The organism is Actinosynnema sp. NPDC049800, assembly GCF_040656635.1.
Classification (GTDB): Bacteria; Actinomycetota; Actinomycetes; order Mycobacteriales; family Pseudonocardiaceae; genus Actinosynnema.
In genome coordinates this window covers 1-21,799 of the sequence record NZ_JBFAMT010000001.1, presented here as the reverse complement: position 1 = coordinate 21,799, position 21,799 = coordinate 1, and the positions used below count along the sequence as shown (strand labels likewise).

The window sequence follows — 21,799 nt, the reverse complement described above, 5'->3', positions numbered from 1 at the left end:
CGGGTGAAGCGGTCCGGAGCAGGTCGCCCGGTGTGCGTGCGGGCTCGGGTCTGAGGCGCGCCGGGGTAGGCGCGCGGGCGCGTGTCCGGTGCTCCGGTGCAGGTCTACGGCCTGGAAGCGGTCCCGGTCGCGCCCAGGGCTAGGCTCGGCGGAGTGCCTCGCCTGATCGCTCTGAACGGTCCGCCAGGGTGCGGCAAGTCGACCATCGCGCGCCGTTACGCCGACGACCACCCGCCCGCGCTGGCGCTGGACGTGGACCGGGTGCGCGACCTGATCGCGGGCGACCTCGGCGAGGCCGGCCGCCTGGCGCGCGACATCGCCGTCGCCGCCGCCCGCGTGCACCTGACGTCCGGCCACGACGTGGTGGTGCCCCAGTTCCTCGGCCGCCCGGAGTTCCTGGACCGCCTCGCCGCCCTGGCGGCCGAGGTGGGCGCGGCCTACTACGAGGTCGTCCTGATCGACACCAAGGACAACGCGATCCGCCGCTTCACCGAGCGCGGCACGATCCAGGCCACCCCGGCCGAGCTCTCGGCCATGTACGACAACCTGCAAGCCGTCATCGCCACGCGCGGCCCCACCCTCATCCGCTCCGTCGAAGGTGACCCGGCTCACACCTATGAGGCGCTCCTGGCCGTTCTGGACGCAGGGCAGGCGCGGGGTCAGGTCAGGGCGGTGGTGACGTAGGGGTCGGGGTCGGCGAGGATCGCGCGGACGGCGGTGGTCGCGGCGCCGCGCATGGCGGCCTCCGCGCCCAGCGACGAGGCGACCACCCGAACGGGTGACCACTCGGCGCTGACGACCCGCCGGTCCAGCTCGGCGTGCAACGGCTCCTGCAGCCACGGCTCCAGGCGGGCGTACGTGCCGCCCAGCACCACCGTCGGCAGGTCGAGCAGGTTCACCGCGCCCGACAGCGCCACGCCCAGCCACCGCGCCGCCGAGCGCACCGCGGTGGTGGCCGTCCGCTCGCCCGCGGCCAGCCTGACCAGCAGCTCGTCCACCCCCGACACGCCCGCCGCGCGCACGATCTCGTCCTGCCCGGCCAGCCGCTCCAGGCACCCGCGCGACCCGCACGCGCACCGCGGCCCGCGCGGGTCGACGGACAGGTGCCCGATCTCGCCGCCGAACCCGGACACGCCCTCGAACAGCGCGCCGCCCACCACCAGGCCCGCGCCGATGCCGATCTCGCCCGAGATGTGCAGGAAGTCGGTCGCCACGTCCCCGTGCCACAGCTCGGCCAGCGCGGCGAGGTTCGCCTCGTTGCCCACCAGCACCGGCACGTCCAGCTCGACCCGGCGGGTCAGCTCGCCCCGGACGTCCACCTCGCGCCAGCCCAGGTTCGGCGCGACCCGCAGCGACCCGCCGGCCACCTCCACCAGGCCCGGCACGGCCACGCCGACCCCGCCGATCGGCACGTCCTGCTTCGCCGCCGTGCGCACCGCCGTCGCCACCTTGGCCAGCACCCGGGCGGGGGAGGAGGCACGATTGTCGCTGGGCCGCACCCAGCGCGCCCGCACCCGCCCGGTGAGGTCGACCAGGCACGTGGCCAGGTAGTCGACCCCGACCTCCACCCCGAGCCCGTGCGGCCCGGTGGGCGAGAGGTGCAACGCCGTGCCGCGCCGCCCGGGACCGGATCTGGCCTGCGCCTCGCCCTCGGCCACGAGCCCGGCGCCGATCATCCGGTCGACCAGGCTCGACACGGTGGCCTTGGTCAGGCCAGTGCGGGCGGCCACGGCCGCGCGCGACGACCCGGGCGCCTCGGCGATGGCGTCGAGCACGAGGGCGGAGTTGTGCCGTCGCACGGTGTGCTGGCTCGCGGGCTGCGGTCTGGACACCACTGGATCCTAGCGGCTGAGTGCGATAAGTTCAGGCATCAAACTTATTGGAGGTGCCCTCGTGGACAAGTTCAGCTTCGGCCTGTGGACGGTCGGCTGGCCGGGACGCGACCCGTTCGGTGACGCGACCCGCCCGCCGCTGGACGCGCCGTTGGCGGTGCGCAAGCTCTCGGAGCTCGGTGCGTGGGGCATCACGTTCCACGACGACGACCTGTTCCCCTTCGGCTCCGACGCGGCCGAGGTGGGCAAGCGGGTCGCCGCGTTCCGCGCGGCGCTGGACGAGACCGGCATGGTCGTGCCCATGGTGACCACCAACCTGTTCACCCACCCGGTGTTCAAGGACGGCGGCTTCACCAGCAACGACCGCACGGTCCGGCGGTTCGCGCTGCGGAAGGTGCTGCGCAACCTGGAACTGGCGGCCGAGCTCGGCGCCGAGACCATCGTGATGTGGGGCGGCCGGGAAGGCTCCGAGGTCGACGCGGGCAAGCCCGTGTCCGCCGCCCTCGACCGCTACCGCGAGGCCGTCGACACGGTCGCGCAGTACTCGGTCGACCAGGGCTACGGCTTCCGCTTCGCGCTGGAGCCCAAGCCGAACGAGCCGCGCGGCGACATCCTGCTGCCGACGATCGGCCACGCGCTGGCGTTCATCTCGACGCTGGAGCACCACGAGCTGGTCGGCGTGAACCCCGAGGTCGGCCACGAGCAGATGGCGGGCCTCAACTTCGTGCACGGCATCGGCCAGGCGCTGTGGCAGGGCAAGCTCTTCCACATCGACCTCAACGGCCAGAAGGGCCCGCGCTACGACCAGGACTTCGTGTTCGGCCAGGGCGACCTGCTGTCCGCGTTCTTCCTGGTCGACCTGCTGGAGAACGGCGGCTACGAAGGGCCCCGGCACTTCGACTACAAGCCGCTGCGCACCGAGGACCTCGACGGCGTGTGGGAGAGCGCGGCCGCCAACATGCGCACCTACACGCTGCTGCGCGAGCGGGCGGCGGCGTTCCGGGCCGACCCCGAGGTGCAGGAGGCGATGAAGGTCAGCGGCGTGTACGAGCTGGCCGAGCCGACCCTGAACCCCGGTGAGTCGATCGAGGACTTCCTAAAGGGCGAGGACTTCGACCCGGACACCGCTGCCGAGCGCGGCTTCGGCTTCGTGCGCCTGGCGCAGCTGGCGACCGAGCACCTGCTGGGCGCGCGCTGATGGCGCTCGTCGCGGGCGTCGACTCGTCCACCCAGTCCTGCAAGGTTGTGGTCCGCGACGCGGACACCGGCGCCCTTGTTCGGCAAGGGCGTGCGACGCACCCGACGGGCACCGAGGTGCATCCCGCCGCCTGGTGGGACGCGCTCCAGACGGCCATCGCGGACGCGGGCGGCCTGGACGACGTGGCCGCCGTGTCGGTGGCCGCGCAGCAGCACGGCATGGTGACGCTCGACGAGGCCGGTGAGGTGGTCCGGCCGGCGCTGCTGTGGAACGACACCCGTTCCGCGCCGGCGGCGGCCGACCTCACCGCCGAGCTGGGCGGTCCGGACCGGTGGGCCGAGGCGATCGGCAGCGTGCCGGTCGCCTCGCTCACGGTGACCAAGCTGCGGTGGCTGGCGGCCAACGAGCCGGAGTCGGTCGCCCGCACCGCGGCGGTCTGCCTCCCGCACGACTGGCTGACGTGGAAGCTGGCCGGCGGCACGTCGCTGGACGCGCTGACCACCGACCGCAGCGACGCCAGCGGCACCGGGTACTGGTCTCCGTCCACAGAGGACTACCGACCGGACCTGCTCGAACTGGCCCTGGGCAAGGTCGTCGCGCTGCCGCGGGTGGTGGGCCCGGCGGAACTGGTCGACGGCCGGTTCGGCGCGGGCGCGGGCGACAACGCGGCGGCGGCCCTCGGCGTGCAGGCGCAGCCCGGTGACGTGGTGGTGTCCATCGGCACGTCCGGCACGGCGTTCGCGCGCTGGCCGAACCCCGTCGCCGACGGCACCGGCATCGTCAACGGCTTCGCCGACGCCGAGGGCGGCCACCTGCCGCTGGTGTGCACCCTGAACGCGTCCCGGGTGCTCACGTCGACCTCGTCGGTGCTCGGCGTCGACCTGGCGGACCTGTCGGACCTGGCCCTGACCGCGCCCGCGGGCGCCGACGGCCTGGTCTTCGTGCCCTACCTGGAGGGGGAGCGGACGCCGAACAAGCCCGACTCCACCGGCGCCCTGCACGGCATGAGGCTCGACACCATGACCCCGGCGCACCTCGCGCGCGCCGCGGTCGAGGGCCTGCTGTGCAGCCTGGCGGACGCGATCGACGCACTGCGGGCGCTCGGCATGCCGGTCACCCGCGTGCTGCTGATCGGCGGCGGGGCGCGCATGCCCGCCGTCCGGCAGCTCGCGCCCGCGATCTTCGGCTGCCCGGTCCTGGTACCGGCGCCGAGCGAGTACGTGGCCGACGGCGCCGCCAGGCAGGCGGCGTGGGCGGCGGGCGGCGCGGACACCCCGCCCCACTGGTCGGAACTGGCCTCGACCTCCGTCGAAGCCGACCCGACCCCGTGGGTCCGGGACCGCTACGCCTCGGCGCGCGACCTGACCGTCAACCGCTGACGCAAGGGGTGAAAGGGGGCGCCTCCGGCCGCGGGGGCGCCCCCTTTCACCACGGCGAGTCGCCGAGCACTTCCGCCACGACCCGCCGCGGCCCGTCGTCGCGGTCGTCGCCGTCGGCGAGCGTGATCAGGGCCTTCCACAACGCCCAACCACGCGCACGCGCCCACGTGGCGTCGTCCAGCCCGACCGCCTCGCGGAAGGCCCGCCTGCTCTCGCCCGAGAACATCGTCCAGGCGATCACGAGGTCGCAGGCCGGATCCCCGACCCCCGAGGTGCCGAAGTCGATCACCGCGGTCAACTTCCCGCCGTCGACCAGCAGGTTCCCGTGCGCGATGTCGCCGTGGAACCACACCGGCGGCCGCGACCACCCCGGCGCGTTCAGCGCGTCGTCCCACACCGCAGCTGCCCGTGCGGTGTCGACGCGCCCTTCCAGCACGGCGAGCGCCCGCCGCGTGCCGTCGTCGTAGTGGCCCGGCGGCGCGCCCCGGTAGAAGCTGTGCGCACCGGCCCGCGGCCCCTCCGCCGCGTCGACCCGCTGCAACGCGCGGAGGAACTCGGCGATCGACTCCGCGAACGCCACCAGGTCCTCGACGCGCTCCGGCGACGCCGTCCGCCCGGCCAACCACCGCCGCACCGACCAGGGGAACGGATAGCCCTCACCCGGCGCGCCCAGCGCCAGCGGCACGGGCACCGGCACCGGCAGCGCCGGCGCGAGGACCGGCAACCACCGGTGTTCTTTCTCCACCGCCGGCGCGTAACCCTCGCCCGTGGGCAGCCGCACGGTCATGCCGTCACCCAGCCGGTACGTGCGGTTGTCCCACCCGTCGACCTCGACCGGCGTCACGGGCAGTCCGGCCCACTGCGGGAACTGGCTCGCGATCAGCCGCCGCACCAGCCCGGCGTCGATACCGGCACGACCGTCGCGCGGGGAGATGTCCACCATCCCGCCACCCTCCCGATCACCCCGCGTGCCGGGCAACGCATTTTCCGGTTCGGCGCGGGTATCCCGGCGGTTGGCCGACCGGATGCGGAGGTGCCCGTGATGAGGGCCGTGGTGCTCAACTGCACGTTGAAGAAGTCGCCCGACCCGTCCAACACGCAGATGCTGGCGGACGTCGTCGTCAAAGCCCTCGAACAGCGGGACGTGGAAGTGCGGACGTTCCGGGTGGTGGACCACGACGTGCCGCCGGGCGTCGTGACCGACCTGGGGGACGGCGACGAGTGGCCGGTGCTGCACGACGCGCTGCTCAACGCCGAGATCCTGGTCGTCGCCACGCCGACGTGGGTCGGCCACCCGTCGTCCGTCGCGCAGCGCGTGATCGAGCGGATGGACGCGATGATCTCCGAGCAGGACGACGAGGGCCGGCCGGTCGCGTACAACCGCGTGGCGGGCGTCGTGGTGACCGGCAACGAGGACGGCGCGCACCACGTGATCAGCGAGGTGGCCGGCGCCCTGGGCGACATCGGCTACACCATCCCGGGCCAGGCGTGGACCTACTGGAACATGGGTCCCGGGCCGGGCCCGAGCTACCCGGACACCGTCCACGGCCACGACTGGTCGAAGAGCACGGGCGAAGCCATGGCCGCCAACCTCCACGCCGTCGCCCAGGCGCTGGCGAAGTCCCCGATCCCGGCCCCGCCGTCGAGCGGCTGACACGTGCACGAACGTTCGTGCACGTGGTGGCCGCTCAGATGTGCGACAGCGCGAACGCGCTGAGGAAACCGGCCACGGTGACCACGCCGACCAGCAGGTGGGCGTCGTCGAACGCCTCGGGGATCATGGTGTCGGCGATCATCGCCAGGATCGCGCCGCCCGCGAACGCCGTGATCGCGGCGAGCCACTGCGGCGGCGCGTCGGCGAGCAGGCCGCGGCCCGCCATCGCCGCCAGGCCGCTCACCAGCGCTATCGCGATCCAGAGGCCGAACACGTACGTCCGCGACCGACCGGCCTGCCGCATGCCCGCGGCCGAGGACAGCCCTTCCGGCACGTTGCTGACGAACACCGCCGCCACGGTCACCGCGCTCACCCCGCCGCCGCCGAGCAGGCTCGCCCCGATCACCACCGACTCCGGGATGCCGTCCAGCAGCGCGCCGACCGCGATCGCCGAACCCGACCCGCTCTGCTCGGACTCCGACGGCTGCAACCCGCCCGACCGCTTCCGGTGGCGCGCGCCGCGCTTGGCCAGCGCCACGTTCGCCGCGGTGTAGACCAGGGCGCCCAGCGCGGCGCCGGACGCCGTCGGCAGCAGTCCGCCCAGCTCGTGGGCCTCGTCGATCAGGTCGAACGACACCGCCGACATCAGCACGCCGCTGCCGAACCCCATCACCGCGGCGACCACACCTCGCGGCACCCGGACCAGGTAGCCCACGAGCGCGCCGAGCACCAGCGCCGACCCGGCCAGCAACCCCCACCCCGCCGCCTGCAACACCCGGCCTCCCCGTGTCGCACCCGGCCCGCGCGGGTACCCGACCGCCATGAGGATCGTCGTCACCGGCGCCACCGGCAATCTGGGCACCGCGCTCCTGCGCCGCCTCGCCGACGAACCGGACATCGCCGTGCACGGCACCTCCCGCCGTCCGCCGGGCGTCGAACCGCCCTACGACACCATCACGTGGACCCCGGTCGACCTCAGCCGCGAAGGCGCGGAGGAACCCCTCGCCGAGGCCTTCCGGGACGCCGACGCCGTCGTGCACCTCGCCTGGCGCATCCAACCGGGCCACGACGAGCGCCTCCTCTACCGGACGAACGTCGCCGGCAGCGAGCGCGTGTTCGCCGCGGTCGCGAAGGCAGGCGTCCCGCACCTCGTCCACATGTCGTCGGTCGGCGCGTACTCGCCGGCCTCGAAAGACCACACCGTGGACGAGACCTGGCCGACCGACGGCCTCGCGAACTCCTACTACAGCCGGCACAAGGCCGCCGTCGAACACCTGCTCGACCAGGTCGAACGCGAACAGCCCCGACTGGTCGTCACCCGCGTCCGGCCCGGCCTGGTGCTGCAACCGGCGGCCGCCGCCGAGATCAAGCGGTACTTCCTCGGGCCCCTGGTCCCGCACGCCCTGTTCCGGCCCGGCGTCCTCGCCAAGCTGCCCGTCCTGCCCCTGCCTCGCACGATGGTGCTGCAGTTCGTGCACGCCGACGACGTGGCCGACGCCCTGGTGAAGATCCTCACCACGCGGGCCGAGGGCGCGTTCAACCTGGTCTCCGAGCCGGTCGTGACGCCCCAGGTGCTCGCCGAGGTCATGGGCACGCGGCACGTGGCGATCCCGCCGGCCGTCCTCCGCAACGCCGCCCGGATCAGCTGGCGCCTGCGCCTGCAACCCACCTCGCACGGCTGGGTCGACCTGGCCCTCACCGCGCCGCTGCTGGACGCCACCAAGGCGTTCGCCCGGCTCGGCTGGGCACCTCGGCACAACGCCCGCGACACCCTGGCCCGACTCCTGGAGGGCCTCGGCCGGAAGGAGGGCCTGCGCCCGAGCCCTCCGCTGAAGCCCTGACCGCTTGACCTCGTCAGTAGCCCTCGAACAGGTTCGTCCAGCCCATCACCTGGGCCACGACGAACGCCAGCGCCAGCAGCGTCACGACCAGCACGGCCACCAGCGTGATGATCGGGCCGCGCCGCGAGGGCATCGGCTGCGGGTGGGACAGGCCGGAGGTCTGACCCGAATCGGGCGGTGTCTCGCCGGGCGCGACCCCGCCACCGGGCTCGAGACCGGGCGTGCGGTCCGGGTCCGGGTCGGGCGGTGTGGCAGTCATGCCGAGTGGACTACCCCGTGTGGACGGCGCTACCCGCGGCCGTGTGAAGACCCAGCCGTACGGGTAATCAGCACGCATGAGCGGTGTCCAAGACGAGTTGCTGCGCACGTTGACGAAAGTCGCCAAGGCCCTGCGCGCGCACGACATCCCCTTCGCCCTGGCGGGCGGGTGCGCGGTGTACGCCAGAGGCGGTCCCGCGACGGAGCACGATGTGGACATCCTGGTTCGGGAGGAGGACGCCAGTGCGGCGGTGAGCGCGCTCGTCTCGGTCGGCATGCGTGCCGCGACGCCGCCCGAGGACTGGTTGCTCAAGGTCTACGACGGCGACTCGCTCGTGGACCTGCTGTTCCGTCCCAACGAGGTGCCGGTGACCGACGCGACGCTGTCGCGGGCCGAGGAGCTGCAGGTCGGCTCGGTGGTGCTGCCGGTCATGCCGGCCACCGAGGTCCTGATCGGCAAGCTGCTGGTCCTCGACGGCCACCGCTGCGACTTCAGCGAGCTGCTGCCGTTCGCCCGCGCGCTGCGCGAGCAGATCGACTGGGAGCACGTCCGCGCGGCGACCAAGCACTCCCCGTACGCCGAGGCGTTCCTCGTGCTCGCCGAACGCCTCGACCTCCTGCCCTCACCGATGACCAGGAGCGCCTGATGACCGCTGAACAGTACCTCTCCGCCCGGCTGCGCCAGGCGTTGGCCGAGGACCCGCGCACCACCGAGCTGGGCGTGCGGGTCACCGTGCGCGGTGACCACGTGCTGCTGTCCGGTGACGTGGCCAGCCCGGAGCGCCGCGCCGAGCTCGAAGCCGTGATCCACGACGTGGCGCCGGAGTTGACCGTGCTCGACGACGTGAAGGTGGTGCCGTCCGACGCGCCGGTCGGCCGAGAGGAGCTTCGATGATCCGCATCGCCGCGGTGGGTGACGTGCACCTGGGCGAAGACGCGCGCGGTCGGCTGCGGCCCGCGTTGGACGAGCTGGGCGGCTGCGCCGACGTGCTGCTGCTGGCGGGCGACCTGACCCGGCACGGCACGGTGTCCGAGGCGCGGGTGGTGGCCGACGAGTTCGGCGGCCTGGCCGTGCCCGTGGTCGCGGTGCTGGGCAACCACGACCACCACGACGACAAGCCGGACGAGGTCACCTCCGTGCTCCGCGACGCGGGCATCACCGTGCTGGAGGGCGAGGCGACCACGATCGGCGTGGACGGCCACACGTTGGGCGTCGCGGGCGTGAAGGGCTTCGGCGGCGGGTTCGCCGGCAAGTGCGGTAGCGCGTTCGGCGAGCCGGAGATGAAGGCGTTCATCCGGCACACCAGCGAGATCGCCGACTCGCTCGCGGCGGCCCTCGGCAGCCTCGACACCGACGTGAAGGTGGCGTTGACGCACTACTCGCCGGTGCCGGACACGTTGCGCGGCGAGCCGCCGGAGATCTACCCGTTCCTCGGCTCGTACCTGCTCGGCGAGGCGATCGACGCCAACGACGCGCAGCTGGCCGTGCACGGGCACGCGCACTTCGGCAACGAGCACGGCATGACGCCCGGCGGCGTGCGGGTGCGCAACGTCGCGCAGCCGGTCATCCGGTCGGCGTACACGGTCTACTGCGTGGAACCAGCCGTGGTGGAGGTGTAGCCGCATGCAGGAGGAACCCAGGGCCGGCGGTCCGTCCGTGGTGTGGGCGGGCCCGCCCGACGCGCCGGCGGTGATCGTGCTCGACCCGGCCGGCGTCGGCAGGCACGGCGACCTGCCGGGCACGTGGCGGCCGTTGACCGAGCACCTGCAGGTCATGTGGTGCCGGCTGCCCGCGGCGGACGAGCCGTGGCACGAGGTGGACGAGGTGCTGTCGGAGTTCGCCGACCGCGAGGTGCCGGTGCACCTGGTGGCGGGCGCGGCGGCCGGCGCGGGCGTCGGGGAGCTGATCCGGCGGCACCAGGACCTGATCAGCTCCGCCCAGACGTTCGCCGCCCCCGTGCCGCTCGGGCACCCGGAGGTCGTGCTGGAGGTGCTGCGCGAGCTGCTGGCCCAGGACGTGGAGCCGCAGAGCGCGGAGGGGACCGACCGGGCGGTGAACGGCAGCCCTCCCGAGTCGGGCTCGCTGCTCGGCGACGCGGCCTCGGCACTGCGACGGTCGGTGGGACAGCTGTTCGAACGACTGAAGAACGGCTAGGACGGCCGGCAGAACACAGCCGGCAGAACACAGCCGGCAGAACACAGCCGGGAGGACACGGCCGGGAGGACACGGCCGGGAGGACACGGCTGAGGAATGCCGCCTGGAGGAACCCCTCGAAAGGCCCGCGGGTACCACGCACCCGCGGGCCTTTCGCATTCCAGGCCAGAAGCCCGACCGCCACCGCTGCGCTCCCACCCCCACTACTGCACTGGGCACGAAGAACTGCACTGGGCACGAAGAGGCCCCGCCGACCGGAGTCGGCGGGGCCTTCGCTTCACGTCGGTCGCGACGGTGGTCGACCGGGACGGTCAACCGTCGTCGACCGGCGGCCGGGGGTGGGGGATCGGAGGGTGTGACCGGCTCCGATCCCGTGGCTCCCGAACCGCCTTCGGGCTCATCGCAGCGGATCACCCGGGCGACCGGCGTCCGGCAGGTCGTGGCGCGTCTCGCCGGCCTGCGGCGGTCGGCTCACGTCACCCCGCCACGCGCCCGTCTCCAGGCCGCGGCCCTCGATGAACTCCTTGAACCGCTCCAGGTCACCGGAGACGCGGTGGCCGACCACGCCGACCGCCGCACCCGCCTTCTCGGTGAGCGTCTGCGGGTCGTACTCCATCTGCACGTGGACTCGCGTCCGCCGGTCGTCGAGCCGGTGGAACGTCACCACACCACCCTGCGGCGGACCGTCGACCGTGTGCCAGGCGACCCGCTCGTCGGGGTGCTGCTCGGTGATCTCGGCATCGAACTCCCTGGTCACACCACCGATCTTGGTGACCCAGTGGGTCCGGGTGGGAGTGACCTGGGTGATGCGCTCGACGCCCTCCATGAACCGCGGGAACGACTCGAACTGCGTCCACTGGTTGTACGCGGTCGTGACCGGGACCTCGACGTCCACGGACTTCTCGATCGTCGTCACTGCAACAACCTCTCCTCGGGGAATCGAGTTCGACATCCGGTTACCCGTCCGGGCGGCCTCACACACATTCGCTCCCCCGAAGGGTGACCGTGAGTAGCGCCTCTCGGAGAAGTGTTTGCTTCTCCTGCTACCGGCTAAGTCTCCTCTGTGGACCAGTACCCCGATGCGGTTCTCTTCGACCGCGACGGCACGCTCATCACCGACGTGCCCTACAACGGCGACCCCGAGCGGGTGCGCCCGATGCCCGGTGCGCGAGACGTCCTCCGGGTGCTCCGCGCGCACGGGGTCCGCACCGGGGTCGTCAGCAACCAGTCCGGCATCGGCCGCGGTCTGCTGACCCGCGCCCAAGTGGACGCGGTGAACGCCGAGGTCGAGGCCCGGCTCGGCCGGTTCGGCACGTGGCAGGTGTGCCCGCACCACCCCGACGACGGCTGCGAGTGCCGCAAACCCGCGCCCACCATGATCCTCCGCGCCTGCGCGGCCCTCGGCGCGCGCCCCAAGCGCACCTACTTCATCGGCGACATCGAGGCGGACGTCCAAGCGGCCCTGGCCGCCGGCGCGACCCCGATCCTCGTGCCCACGCCCGCCACCCTGCCCGACGAGGTCGACCGCGCGCCCCACACGGCACCCGATCTGCGGTCCGCGGTGGCGATGGTCCTATGAGGACACTGGTGGCCCGACTCGACAGCGACGGCGACGTGCTGCTCGCCGGCCCGGCCGTGCGCGCCGCCGCGCACGCGGGCGAAGTCGTGCTGCTGTGCGGTCATTCCGGCGCGCAGGCGGCCGAGCTGCTGCCCGGCGTGCGGCGCGTCGTGCGGTGGGACTGCCCGTGGATCGCCTACCCGGCGCCCGACGTCCGCACCCCGGACGTCGAGGGGATCGTCGCCCTGCTCAAGGGGATTCGCGCCGACGTGGCACTGGTCCTGACCTCCTTCCACCAGAGCCCGCTGCCGCTCGCCCTGCTCCTCAAGCTCGCCGGCGTGCCGAAGGTCGTGGCCCGCTCCACGGACTACCCGGGCTCCCTCCTCGACGTCCGGCTGCGCGACGACCCCGACCTCCCCGAAGCCGAACGTGCGCTGGAAGTCGCCCGCGCCGCCGGTTTCGAGCTCCCGCCGGGCGACGACGGGAAGTTGGCGATCACCACCCCACCGGAACCGGCCGAGATCGGGCCGTACGTCGTCCTGCACCCGGGAGCCTCCGTGCCCGCCCGCGCCTGGTCGCCCGACCGGTGCGCCGAGGCCGTCACGGCGCTCACCGAGGCCGGGCACCGCGTCCTGGTCACCGGCGGACCGGGCGAGACCGCGTTGACCAGGCACGTGGCCGGCACGCGCGGCGTCGACCTCGGCGGCCGGACGACGTTCGCCGAACTGGCCGGGCTGCTGGCCCGCGCGGACGCGGTCGTGGTCGGCAACACCGGACCGGCGCACCTCGCCGCCGCGGTCGGCACGCCGGTCGTGTCCTTGTTCTCACCCGTCGTGCCCGCCGGCCGGTGGGCGCCGCACGGGCCGCACGTGTTGCTGGGCGACCAGGGCGCCCCGTGCCGCGACTCGCGCGCACGCGAGTGCCCGGTGCCCGGCCACCCGTGCCTTGACCGGGTGACGGCCGACCAGGTCGTCACCGCCGTCGCCGAACTCGTGGGGGTGCGGACGTGAAGATCCTGCTGTGGCACGTGCACGGCTCGTGGACGAACGCGTTCGTCCGGGGCGGTCACGAGTACCTGATCCCCGGGCCGCCCCAGGGCATCGGACTGTCCGGGCGCGACTGGCCCGCCGCCCGCGAGGTCGACGTGTCCGAAGCCGACGCGGACATCGCGGTGCTGCAACGGCCGGCGGAGGTCGGCCTGGTGCCCGCCGGGATCCCGGTCGTGTACCTGGAGCACAACACGCCCAAGTACCCGAACCAGGCGCACCCGCTCAAGGACTGGTCCGGCACGATCGTCCACGTCACCCACTTCAACGACCTGATGTGGGACTGCGGCGCGACGCGCACCGTCGTGATCGAGCACGGCGTGGTCGACCCCGGCCCCCGGTACACCGGTGAGCTGCCCCGTGCCGCCGTCGTGGTCAACGAGCCGGTGCGGCGCGGCCGGGTGGTCGGCACGGACCTGCTGCCCCGGTTCGCCGAGGCGGCGCCGGTGGACGTCTACGGCATGAAGACCCGCAAGCTGGGCGCGATGGGGCGCGGCGACCACGACCTGGAGTCGCTGCACCGGGAACTGGCCCTGCGACGGCTCTACCTGCACCCGGTGCGGTGGACGTCGTTGGGGCTGTCGCTGATCGAGGCGATGCACCTGGGGATGCCGGTGGTGGCGTTGGCGTGCACCGAAGTGGTGCGCGCGGTGCCGCCGGAGGCGGGCGTGGTGTCCACCGACGTGGACGAGCTGGTGCGGGCCGTGTCCGAGTTGGTCGCGGACCCCGCGCTGGCCAGGCAGAAGGGAAAACAGGCCAGGGAGTTCGCCCTGGCCCGGTACGGGCTCGACGCCTTCCTGCGGAGTTGGGACCGGTTGCTGACAGGAGTGAGCGGATGAGGATCGCGATGGTGTCCGAGCACGCCAGCCCGTTGGCCGCCCTGGGCGGTGTCGACGCCGGTGGGCAGAACGTGCACGTCGCCGCGTTGTCGTCGGCGTTGTCGGCACTGGGGCACGACGTGGTGGTGTACACCCGTCGGGACGACCCCGGCCTGCCCGAGCGGGTGCGCGCCGAGCAGGGTTACGAGGTCGTGCACGTGCCCGCCGGTCCCGCCCGCACGGTGCCGAAGGACGAGCTGCTGCCGCACATGGGCGAGTTCGCCCGCTTCCTGGAGCAGCGGTGGTACGAGGATCGGCCCGACGTCGTGCACGCGCACTTCTGGATGTCCGGCCTGGCCTCGGTGCTCGCGGCGCGCAAGGTCGGCGTGCCCGTCGTGCAGACCTACCACGCCCTGGGCACGGTGAAGCGCCGCCACCAGGGCGCCGACGACACCAGCCCGGCCGAGCGGATCGGCATCGAGCGGATGATCGGCCGCGAGGCCGACCGGATCGCCGCGACGTGCGACGACGAGGTGACCGAGCTGATGCGCATGGGCGTGCGGCGGTCCCGGATCTCCGTCGTGCCGTGCGGCGTGGACCCGGCCCGCTTTCGGCCCGACGGCCCGGCCGCCCGCCGCCGCCACCCGCACCGGATCGTCTCCGTCGGCAGGCTGGTGCCGCGCAAGGGCTTCCAGGACCTGATCACCGCGTTGCGGTCGTTGCCGGACACCGAGCTGGTCATCGCGGGCGGCCCGGTGGACGTCGAGTCCGACCTGGAGGCGCGGCGGCTGGCCGAGCACGCGGACCGCGTCGGCGTGCGCGCTCGGCTGTGGCTGGCCGGCCAGGTCTCGCGGGACGCCATGCCCGAGTTGCTGCGCTCGGCCGACGTGGTGGCGTGCGTGCCCTGGTACGAGCCTTTCGGCATCGTGCCGCTGGAGGCCATGGCGTGCGGCGTGCCCGTGGTGGCCAGCTCCGTCGGCGGCCTGATCGACACCGTGGTGGACGGCGTCACCGGCGTGCTCGTGCCGCCGCGCGACCCGTCCGCGCTGGCCCGCGCCCTGAACGCGCTGTTGACCGACCAGGCCCGGCGGGAGGCGTGCGGGCTGGCGGGCCTGGACCGGGTCGGCGTCCGCTACACGTGGAGCCGGATCGCCGAGGACACCGAACGCGTCTACGAGCGGGTCATGGCTCCGCGGGCCGTGGCCGTGGGAGGTGCGCGATGACCGTCGAGACCCACCTCAACGGGCTGGCCCAGTCGCTGGCCGGGCTGCGCGCCCAGGCGCCGCGGCTGACCCGCTGGGGCGGCGTGCTGGCCCGCCGGCTCGCCGACGGCGGGCGGCTGCTGGCGGCGGGCAACGGCGGGTCGGCCGCCGAGGCGCAGCACCTGACCGCCGAGCTCGTCGGCCGGTTCCGCGACGACCGGCGGCCGTTCTCGGCGATCGCGCTGTGCGCGGAGTCCTCCAGCGTCACCGCGATCGGCAACGACTACGGCTACGAGGAGGTGTTCGCCCGCCAGGTCACCGCGCACGCCCGGCCGCAGGACGTGGTCGTGCTGCTGTCGACCAGCGGGCGCAGCCCGAACCTCATCCGGGCGGCGAAGGCGGCCAGGCGTGCGGGCGCGCACGTGTGGGCGATGACGGGCCCCGCCCCGAACCCGCTGGCCGAGGCGGTGGACGAGGTGCTGGCCCTGCCCGGCGAGCCCGCGAACGTGCAGGAGGCCCAACTGGTCGCGGTCCACGCGCTGTGCGCCGCGTTCGAGGCGGCGTTGGATGGCGCCGCCTCCGGGGTCGCTGGCTCGGTCGCCTGCCTGGAGCCGGAGTGGCCGCTCCGCGGCGGGCAGGCCGCCGGCGCCTGATTCCCCGACGATCGAGAGCGTGATCACCGGGAGACGAGTCGCGAACGACAGACGCGACCTCGCGGTGGTGGGAATGACCTGGAGGTGAAGAGATCGTGAAGCTGGTGGTCGTCGGCGACTCGCTGCTCGACGTGGACGTGCTCGGCACCGCCGAGCGCCTGTGCCCGGACGCCCCCGCGCCCGTCCTGGACGTGACCGGGGAACGCGCCCGACCCGGCGGCGCGGGACTGGCCGCCGCCCTGGCCGCCGCCGACGGCGTGGACGTCACGCTCGTCACCGCCGTCGCCGACGACGAGGACGGTCACCGGCTGCGTGACGAGTTGGCCCGGGTGCCGTCGGTGCTGGGCCCCTCGCCGACGCCGACCCCGGTGAAGACCCGGCTGCGCTGCGGCGACCAGTCGATCGCCCGGCTCGACCGCGGCGGCGGCCCCGGCACGCCCCACGCCACCGACGACATGCTCGACGCCGTCCTGGAGGCCGACTGCGTGCTCGTCTCCGACTACGGCCGCGGACTGGTGCGCGACGAACGGCTGCGCGCCGTGCTCGCCCGCCGCCCGGTGGTCTGGGACCCGCACCCGCGCGGCCCGGACCCGGTGCCCGGCGCCCGCCTGGTCACGCCGAACGCCGCCGAGGCGAAGGCGTTCAGCGGCCTCTCCGACCCGATGGACGCCCTGGAAGCACTGCGGGCCCGGTGGCGGGCACGGGCCGTCGTCGTCACGCTCGGCGCCGACGGCGCGCTGCTGCACGGCGGCGGCACGCCGGTCGCCGTGCCCGCGCCACGCGTGCCCGTGGTCGACCCGTGCGGCGCGGGCGACCGGTTCGCGGCGACGGCCGCGGCACGGCTCATGCAGGGCGCGGCGATGGACGACGCGGTCGCCGACGCCGTGACCTCCGCCGCCGAGTTCCTGCGCTGCGGCGGCGCGTCGGGCTTCCGGCCCGTGGACCGACTGTCCACCGTGGACGCGATACGGGCGCGCGGCGGCACGGTCGTCGCCACGGGAGGGTGCTTCGACCTGCTGCACGCGGGCCACGTCCGCACCCTGCGCGCCGCCCGGTCACTCGGCGACTGCCTGGTGGTGTGCCTGAACTCCGACGCGTCCGTGCGCCGGCTCAAGGGCCCGGACCGGCCCGTCACCAAGGAGCAGGACCGGGTCGAGGTGCTGCGCGCGCTGGGCTGCGTGGACGACGTGGTGGTGTTCGAGGACGACACGCCGGAGCGCGTGCTGGCCGCCCTGCGCCCGGACGTGTGGGTCAAGGGCGGCGACTACACCGTTGATTCGTTGCCGGAGGCGGACCTGGTGCGGGGCTGGGGCGGGCGGACCGTCGTCGTGCCCTACCACCGGGGCCGCTCGACCACCGAGATGCTGTCGAGGAGGGGCTGATGCTCGGCCAGGTGTTGGTGACCGGAGGCGCGTCCGGCTTGGGCGCGGCCGTGGTGCACGCGGTGCACGAGTTGGGCGGGCAGCCGCTGGTGCTGGACAAGGCCGCGCCGGCGTCGTCGGAGGTGGCCGACTTCGAGTCGGTCGACCTGTCCGACACCAGGGCGGCGGAACGCGCGGTGCAGGCCATCGCCGAGCGCAACGGCGGCCTGCGGGCCGTCGTCACGGCGGCGGGCACGGACGCGTGCGGCCGGCTGGACGACGTGCCCGGCGCGGACTGGGACCGGGTGGTGATGGTGAACCTGCTCGGCACCGCGGCGGTGGTGCGGGCGGCGTTGCCCCTGCTGGAGGGCGGCCGGGTGGTGACCATCGCGTCCACGCTCGGCATCAAGGCGGTCAGCGACGCCACCGCGTACTGCGCCTCGAAGTTCGGCGTCGTCGGCTTCACCAGGGCGCTGGCCGCCGAGACCGCCGGGCGGGTCGGCGTCACGCTGGTGATCCCCGGTGGCATGCGCACGCACTTCTTCGACGACCGCGCGGAGCAGTACCGGCCGCCGGACGACAGCAAGTTGAACCCGCCCGAGCGGGTCGCCGACGCGATCGTGTTCGCGCTGCGCCAGCCCGAGGGCTGCGAGGTGCGCGAGCTCGTCGTCGCCCACGCCGAGGAGGGGTCGTGGCCGTAGCGTCCCGGCTCGACACGGGACGGGTGTTCGCCAAGGTGCTGCTGCCGACGCTGGCCAAGGGCGTGATCGTGCGCCGGCCGGCGGTGACGGCGATGGCCGAGAAGGCGCGGGTGGACGCCGCGGCGGTGGCCACCATGAGGCGGTTGCGCGCGCGGTACGGTCCGGAGCCCTTGCGACTGCGGGTGACGGGCCGCAGCGTCGCGCTGCTGCTCGACCCGGTGGACGTGGCGCGGCTGCTGGCCGACTCGCCGTCGCCGTTCGCCCTGGCCACCCGGGAGAAGACCGCCGCGCTGGCGCACTTCCAGCCGCACGGCGTGCTGATCTCGACGGGGGAGGAGCGGGCGCGGCGGCGCGCGGTGAACGAGGACGTGCTGCGGCCGGACAAGATCGACGTGCCGGGGATCGTGGCCGACGAGGCGGACCTGTTGCTGCGGCACGTCCGCAGCACGGGCGTGCTGACCTGGGACGCGTTCGCGCAGGCGTGGTGGCGGGCGGCGCGGCGGATCGTGCTCGGGTCGTTCGCGCGCGAGGACGTCGAGCTCACCGACCTGCTGAAGACGTTGCGCGGCAACGCCAACTGGGCCTACCTGCACCCGCGCCGGGACGCGGCGCGCGAGCGGTTCGAGCGGCGGTTGCGCGCGCACCTGGCCCGCCGCGAGCCGGGCAGCCTCGCGAGCCTCGGCTCACCGGAGGAGCTGCTGGGCCAGGCGCCGCACTGGCTGTTCGCGTTCGACGCGGCGGGCATCGTGACCATGCGGGCGCTGGCGCTGGGCGGCGAGGGCGAGGCCGGCATCTGGGAGTCGGCGCGGTTGTGGCCGACGACGCCGGTGATCCTGCGCGAGAGCACCGAACCCACGCGCTGGCACGGCGCCTGGCTGCCGGCCGGCACCACGTTCGTCGTGTTCGTGCCGTACTTCCACCGCGACCCGGACCGGTTGCCCTACGCCGACTCCTACGCGCCGGAGAACTGGCCCGCGCCGAACGACCCCGGGCTGGTGCCGTTCAGCGGCGGTCCGGGCATCTGCCCCGGGCGCGACCTCGTGCTGGTCGCCGGCGGCACGATGCTCGACGCCCTGCGCGAGCACCTGGACGTGCCGACGCTGCGCGCGCCGCTGCCCGTGACGCTGAACCACTTCGGGCTGTCCTTCGTCACCCGTAGTAATGGTTGAACCGCTCCTCCGTTGGGTACGTGGTGGCGGTGAGTCAGGCTGAGGAATCACACCAGCGGAGGTTGGCCCGCAACCTCAACGAGTTGCTGCAGGAACTGCGCGTGGCGCAGGCCGGCGTGCAGATCCTGTTCGGCTTCCTGCTGTCGATCGCGTTCACCGAGCGCTACGCGTCGGCCGGCGGCTACATCCGCGCCACCCACCTGATCACCGTCCTGTTCGCGGCGTGCGCCGTCGCGCTGCTGACCGCGCCGGCCGCCTGGCACCGGCTGCTCTTCCGCCGCGGCAGGCGGGAGGACGTGATCGAGGTGGCCAACCGCTTCGCCATCATCGGGCTGGCGTGCCTCGCGGTCGCCATGACGGGCACGATACTGCTGCTCGCCGAGGTCATCGTCGGGGGTTGGCCGGCCATCGTGCTCGGCGCGTTCGCGGCCGTGCTGTTCGGCACGTTGTGGTTCGCGTGGCCGTGGCGCGAGCGGAGCCGGGACACTATCGCGGACGACGACGTGGACGACGAGGACCGCATCGAGTGAGCGGGTCCGGTCAGCCCGTCTCGTCCGTGCGGTCGTGCGGCGCGCCGACGGGCTTGGACTCCGGCGATCCCCGCTGGCGCAGGTAGACGCTCAACACCACCATCGAGCCGATGGCCAGGAACTCGGACTGCCAGTTCTGCAGCGAGCGGTTCCAGAAGTCGGCCGACAGCACGTAGTCCCACCAGGTCACCGGGTCCTGGAAGGTGTTGAGCTGGTCGTTGTTGTACGCGCTGCGCCCGGCGATCGACTGGGTCAGCCACGAGCCGACGAACAGGCCGAGCATCACCAGGCCGAGCGAGTTCGAGTACAGCGCCGTGCGCCACCCGCCCGCCTTCGCCCACGGCGGCGACTGCTCCTTCACGTGCGCGCCCAGCAGCTGGTCCTCGTCGGACTCCGCGCCCATGCGGCCGGCCGGCTTCGACTCGGGCGAGCCGCGCTGCATCAACCACACCGTGGCGAAGATGAACAGGAAGAACTGGAGGTACTCGGACTGCCAGTTCTCGGCCACGTCGACGGCGAAGTCCGACGACGTCACGTACTGCCAGAAGCCGATCGGGTCACCGCCGTCGGTGAGCCGGTGGTCGTTGAGGTCGGCGTTGCCGGAGAACGCCTGGCCGACCAGCGTCGCCAGGCACAGCAGGCCGAACACCAGCCCCAAGCCGTTGTCCCGCAGGAACCTCTTCACAGGCCCACCAGCCCGATGACGCTGAAGTACACCAGCAGGCCCAGCACGCCCAGCAGGTAGGCGTAGAACATCCCGCGCTGCGTCACGGTCCTCCCACCTCGCACTCGTAGGGCCGTTCACCCCGCGACTCGCAGCCCGCGCCCGACACCCGCCACCCGTCCGTCAGGTCCCGGAGGAACAGCACGTCGTCGGAGGTGCGGACCTGTGCCGCGTCACCCCAGACCTCGACTGATCGCACCGCCCCGCCGGGCACGTCGAGCGAGGAGCACTCCACGTCCTCGCGCGCGCGTTCGGTCAGCAACCCGCAGGCCCGGTCGGTGTCGCCCGAGGCGACCGCCGCGGTGAACTCCTCCGCCGCGCGCCGCGCCAGGTCGTCCGAGGCCTTGCCGCACCCGCCCACCACCAACACCGCCGGCAAGGCCACGGCGGGCAACCACCGAAAGCGGATCATGGTCGGACGATAACGCCTCACGGGCGCAGCAGCACCTTGACGGCGTTGTCCTGCTTGCGCTGGAAGATCTCGTAGGCGTGCGGCGCCTCGTCGAGCGGCAGGTGGTGGGTGGCGAAGGAGTCCACGCCGAGCGGGTCGTCGTCGGTGAGCAGCGGCAGGATCTCCGGCACCCAGCGCCAGACGTTGGCCTGGCCCATGCGCAGCTGCACCTGCTTGTCGAACAGGGTCAGCATCGGCATCGGATCCGCCATCCCGCCGTACACGCCGGACACCGAGATGGTGCCGCCGCGCCGCACGATGTCGATCGCGAGCCTCAGCGCGTGCAGCCGGTCGACGCCCGCGGTGCGCATGAACGGCGCCGCGATGGCGTCCGGGAGCAGGCCGACGGCCTGGTGCGCGAGCTTCGCGACCGGCGCGCCGTGCGCCTCCATGCCGACGGCGTCGATCACGGCCTCCGGCCCGCGCCCGCCGGTGAGCTCGCGGATGTGGTCGACCAGGTGGCTGTCGCGCACGTTGAGCACGGTCACGCCGTGCCCGCGGGCCCGCGCCATGCGCTCGGGCACGAGGTCCACGCCGATGACCGTCTCGACGCCGCGGTGCTGCGCGATCCGGGTCGCCATGTCGCCGATCGGGCCGAGCCCGAGCACGACCAGGCTGTCCCGGGTGCCCGCGTACTCCACCGCCTGCCACGCCGTGGGCAGCACGTCGGAGAGGTAGACGAACCGGTCGTCCGGCGGGCCGTCCGGGACCTTGATCGGCAGCGTGTTGCCGAACGGCACCCGCAGGTACTCGGCCTGCCCGCCCGGCACCTGCCCGTACAGCTTGGTGTAGCCGAACAGCGCGGCGCCCGACCCGTGCTCGCGCACCTGGGTCGTCTCGCACTGCGACTGCAGGCCGCGGTCGCACATGAAGCACGTGCCGCACGAGATGTTGAACGGCACCACGACGCGGTCACCCGGCGCGACCTCGGTGACCTCCGCGCCGACCTCCTCGACCACGCCCATCGGCTCGTGCCCGAGGATGTCGCCCTCGTCGATGAACGGACCCATCACCTCGTACAGGTGCAGGTCGGAGCCGCACAAGCCGGTGGACGTGATGCGGACGACGACGTCGGTCGGCTCCTTGAGGATCGGATCCGGCACGGTGTCCACGCGGACGTCCCGCTTGCCGTGCCAGGTGACGGCCTTCATCAGTGCTCCTCTGTTGGATTGCCGCTGCTCCGCAGACGGCGGCGAGGTCGCCGGGAAGTCGGTCGTTCGCGCCCTGATTCCCGACGATCGAAAAGCGTGATCGCCGGGAATGAGGACG

The 21,799-nt window shown here is 73.4% G+C and carries 26 protein-coding genes; 18 read left to right on the top strand and 8 right to left on the bottom strand.

Annotated elements, in window-relative coordinates:
* Positions 1–153 precede the first annotated feature (153 nt).
* Positions 154–684, top strand: a complete 531-nt coding sequence (locus AB0I91_RS00130; protein WP_498772653.1) for an AAA family ATPase — start codon at positions 154–156, stop codon at positions 682–684.
* On the opposite strand, the gene AB0I91_RS00125 is transcribed toward AB0I91_RS00130, so the two are convergent.
* Positions 660–1,832 (bottom strand): ROK family protein, encoded by a 1,173-nt coding sequence (locus tag AB0I91_RS00125; protein ID WP_498772655.1) that lies wholly within the window; start codon positions 1,830–1,832, stop codon positions 660–662. The genes AB0I91_RS00130 and AB0I91_RS00125 overlap by 25 nt on opposite strands.
* 61 nt (positions 1,833–1,893) lie before the next feature.
* On the opposite strand from AB0I91_RS00125, the gene xylA reads away from it, so the two are divergent.
* Both xylA and xylB read left to right on the top strand, forming a co-directional pair.
* On the top strand, positions 1,894–3,030 hold the full coding sequence (gene xylA / locus AB0I91_RS00120; RefSeq protein WP_498772657.1) for a xylose isomerase: 1,137 nt from the start codon (positions 1,894–1,896) through the stop codon (positions 3,028–3,030).
* Entirely contained in the window at positions 3,030–4,409 is a 1,380-nt protein-coding gene (gene xylB / locus AB0I91_RS00115) for a xylulokinase (RefSeq protein ID WP_498772659.1), read from the top strand. The genes xylA and xylB overlap by 1 nt, the downstream gene beginning before the upstream one ends.
* 46 nt (positions 4,410–4,455) lie before the next feature.
* Here the strand turns inward: xylB and AB0I91_RS00110 are convergent, their stop codons facing one another.
* Positions 4,456–5,352 carry an aminoglycoside phosphotransferase family protein gene (locus AB0I91_RS00110; protein ID WP_498772661.1) on the bottom strand — a complete coding sequence of 299 codons (897 nt, stop codon included), beginning with the start codon at positions 5,350–5,352 and terminating at the stop codon, positions 4,456–4,458.
* A 99-nt stretch (positions 5,353–5,451) separates the two neighbouring features.
* On the opposite strand from AB0I91_RS00110, the gene AB0I91_RS00105 reads away from it, so the two are divergent.
* A complete protein-coding gene (locus AB0I91_RS00105; protein WP_499634326.1) occupies positions 5,452–6,063 on the top strand; it encodes a flavodoxin family protein in 612 nt (203 codons plus the stop codon).
* Positions 6,064–6,097: 34 nt separating this feature from the next.
* On the opposite strand, the gene AB0I91_RS00100 is transcribed toward AB0I91_RS00105, so the two are convergent.
* Positions 6,098–6,886, bottom strand: coding sequence for a ZIP family metal transporter (locus AB0I91_RS00100; protein WP_498772825.1), 789 nt, complete (start codon positions 6,884–6,886; stop codon positions 6,098–6,100).
* Here AB0I91_RS00100 and AB0I91_RS00095 point away from each other — a divergent pair.
* Complete coding sequence (locus AB0I91_RS00095; RefSeq protein ID WP_498772665.1) at positions 6,885–7,904, top strand: NAD-dependent epimerase/dehydratase family protein; 1,020 nt, start codon at positions 6,885–6,887, stop codon at positions 7,902–7,904. The genes AB0I91_RS00100 and AB0I91_RS00095 overlap by 2 nt on opposite strands.
* Positions 7,905–7,917: 13 nt before the next feature.
* On the opposite strand, the gene AB0I91_RS00090 is transcribed toward AB0I91_RS00095, so the two are convergent.
* Positions 7,918–8,163, bottom strand: coding sequence for a DUF6480 family protein (locus AB0I91_RS00090; protein ID WP_498772667.1), 246 nt, complete (start codon positions 8,161–8,163; stop codon positions 7,918–7,920).
* A gap of 76 nt (positions 8,164–8,239) precedes the next feature.
* Here AB0I91_RS00090 and AB0I91_RS00085 point away from each other — a divergent pair, with 76 nt between their 5' ends.
* Genes AB0I91_RS00085 through AB0I91_RS00070 form a run of 4 tightly spaced genes read left to right on the top strand, consistent with a single transcriptional unit; the run spans position 8,240 to position 10,317 of the window.
* Positions 8,240–8,809 carry a nucleotidyltransferase family protein gene (locus tag AB0I91_RS00085; RefSeq protein WP_498772669.1) on the top strand — a complete coding sequence of 190 codons (570 nt, stop codon included), beginning with the start codon at positions 8,240–8,242 and terminating at the stop codon, positions 8,807–8,809.
* Positions 8,809–9,057 (top strand): BON domain-containing protein, encoded by a 249-nt coding sequence (locus tag AB0I91_RS00080; protein WP_461120832.1) that lies wholly within the window; start codon positions 8,809–8,811, stop codon positions 9,055–9,057. The genes AB0I91_RS00085 and AB0I91_RS00080 overlap by 1 nt, the downstream gene beginning before the upstream one ends.
* Complete coding sequence (locus tag AB0I91_RS00075; RefSeq protein WP_498772671.1) at positions 9,054–9,782, top strand: metallophosphoesterase family protein; 729 nt, start codon at positions 9,054–9,056, stop codon at positions 9,780–9,782. The genes AB0I91_RS00080 and AB0I91_RS00075 overlap by 4 nt, the downstream gene beginning before the upstream one ends.
* 4 nt (positions 9,783–9,786) lie before the next feature.
* Positions 9,787–10,317, top strand: a complete 531-nt coding sequence (locus AB0I91_RS00070) for a hypothetical protein (RefSeq protein ID WP_499614078.1) — start codon at positions 9,787–9,789, stop codon at positions 10,315–10,317.
* 397 nt (positions 10,318–10,714) lie between these two features.
* On the opposite strand, the gene AB0I91_RS00065 is transcribed toward AB0I91_RS00070, so the two are convergent.
* Complete coding sequence (locus AB0I91_RS00065) at positions 10,715–11,233, bottom strand: SRPBCC family protein (protein WP_498772675.1); 519 nt, start codon at positions 11,231–11,233, stop codon at positions 10,715–10,717.
* A gap of 147 nt (positions 11,234–11,380) precedes the next feature.
* On the opposite strand from AB0I91_RS00065, the gene AB0I91_RS00060 reads away from it, so the two are divergent.
* The 9 genes from AB0I91_RS00060 (at position 11,381) to AB0I91_RS00020 (ending at position 19,355) form a co-directional block, all read left to right on the top strand.
* Positions 11,381–11,896 carry a D-glycero-alpha-D-manno-heptose-1,7-bisphosphate 7-phosphatase gene (locus AB0I91_RS00060; RefSeq protein WP_499634323.1) on the top strand — a complete coding sequence of 172 codons (516 nt, stop codon included), beginning with the start codon at positions 11,381–11,383 and terminating at the stop codon, positions 11,894–11,896.
* Complete coding sequence (locus AB0I91_RS00055; RefSeq protein WP_498772679.1) at positions 11,893–12,885, top strand: glycosyltransferase family 9 protein; 993 nt, start codon at positions 11,893–11,895, stop codon at positions 12,883–12,885. Before AB0I91_RS00060 ends, AB0I91_RS00055 begins: the two co-directional genes overlap by 4 nt.
* A complete protein-coding gene (locus AB0I91_RS00050) occupies positions 12,882–13,760 on the top strand; it encodes a glycosyltransferase (RefSeq protein WP_498772681.1) in 879 nt (292 codons plus the stop codon). Before AB0I91_RS00055 ends, AB0I91_RS00050 begins: the two co-directional genes overlap by 4 nt.
* Positions 13,757–14,962: a glycosyltransferase gene (locus tag AB0I91_RS00045; RefSeq protein ID WP_498772683.1), complete on the top strand. Its 1,206-nt coding sequence runs from the start codon at positions 13,757–13,759 to the stop codon at positions 14,960–14,962. The genes AB0I91_RS00050 and AB0I91_RS00045 overlap by 4 nt, the downstream gene beginning before the upstream one ends.
* Entirely contained in the window at positions 14,959–15,594 is a 636-nt protein-coding gene (locus AB0I91_RS00040) for a D-sedoheptulose-7-phosphate isomerase (RefSeq protein ID WP_499634319.1), read from the top strand. The genes AB0I91_RS00045 and AB0I91_RS00040 overlap by 4 nt, the downstream gene beginning before the upstream one ends.
* A gap of 92 nt (positions 15,595–15,686) precedes the next feature.
* Positions 15,687–16,976, top strand: coding sequence for a D-glycero-beta-D-manno-heptose 1-phosphate adenylyltransferase (gene rfaE2 / locus AB0I91_RS00035; protein WP_498772827.1), 1,290 nt, complete (start codon positions 15,687–15,689; stop codon positions 16,974–16,976).
* The gene (locus AB0I91_RS00030; protein WP_499634317.1) at positions 16,976–17,656 is read left to right on the top strand and encodes an SDR family oxidoreductase; all 681 of its coding nucleotides are present in this window, start codon (positions 16,976–16,978) and stop codon (positions 17,654–17,656) included. The genes rfaE2 and AB0I91_RS00030 overlap by 1 nt, the downstream gene beginning before the upstream one ends.
* Entirely contained in the window at positions 17,647–18,825 is a 1,179-nt protein-coding gene (locus AB0I91_RS00025) for a cytochrome P450 (RefSeq protein WP_499634315.1), read from the top strand. Before AB0I91_RS00030 ends, AB0I91_RS00025 begins: the two co-directional genes overlap by 10 nt.
* 29 nt (positions 18,826–18,854) lie before the next feature.
* Positions 18,855–19,355: a DUF6328 family protein gene (locus AB0I91_RS00020; RefSeq protein WP_498772691.1), complete on the top strand. Its 501-nt coding sequence runs from the start codon at positions 18,855–18,857 to the stop codon at positions 19,353–19,355.
* Positions 19,356–19,365: 10 nt separating this feature from the next.
* Here the strand turns inward: AB0I91_RS00020 and AB0I91_RS00015 are convergent, their stop codons facing one another.
* The 3 genes from AB0I91_RS00015 to AB0I91_RS00005 form a co-directional block, all read right to left on the bottom strand.
* Positions 19,366–20,040, bottom strand: coding sequence for a DUF6766 family protein (locus tag AB0I91_RS00015; protein WP_498772693.1), 675 nt, complete (start codon positions 20,038–20,040; stop codon positions 19,366–19,368).
* Between the two features lie 82 nt (positions 20,041–20,122).
* A complete protein-coding gene (locus tag AB0I91_RS00010; RefSeq protein WP_499634312.1) occupies positions 20,123–20,491 on the bottom strand; it encodes a hypothetical protein in 369 nt (122 codons plus the stop codon).
* Between the two features lie 17 nt (positions 20,492–20,508).
* Entirely contained in the window at positions 20,509–21,681 is a 1,173-nt protein-coding gene (locus AB0I91_RS00005) for a zinc-dependent alcohol dehydrogenase (protein ID WP_498772697.1), read from the bottom strand.
* Positions 21,682–21,799: the final 118 nt, after the last annotated feature.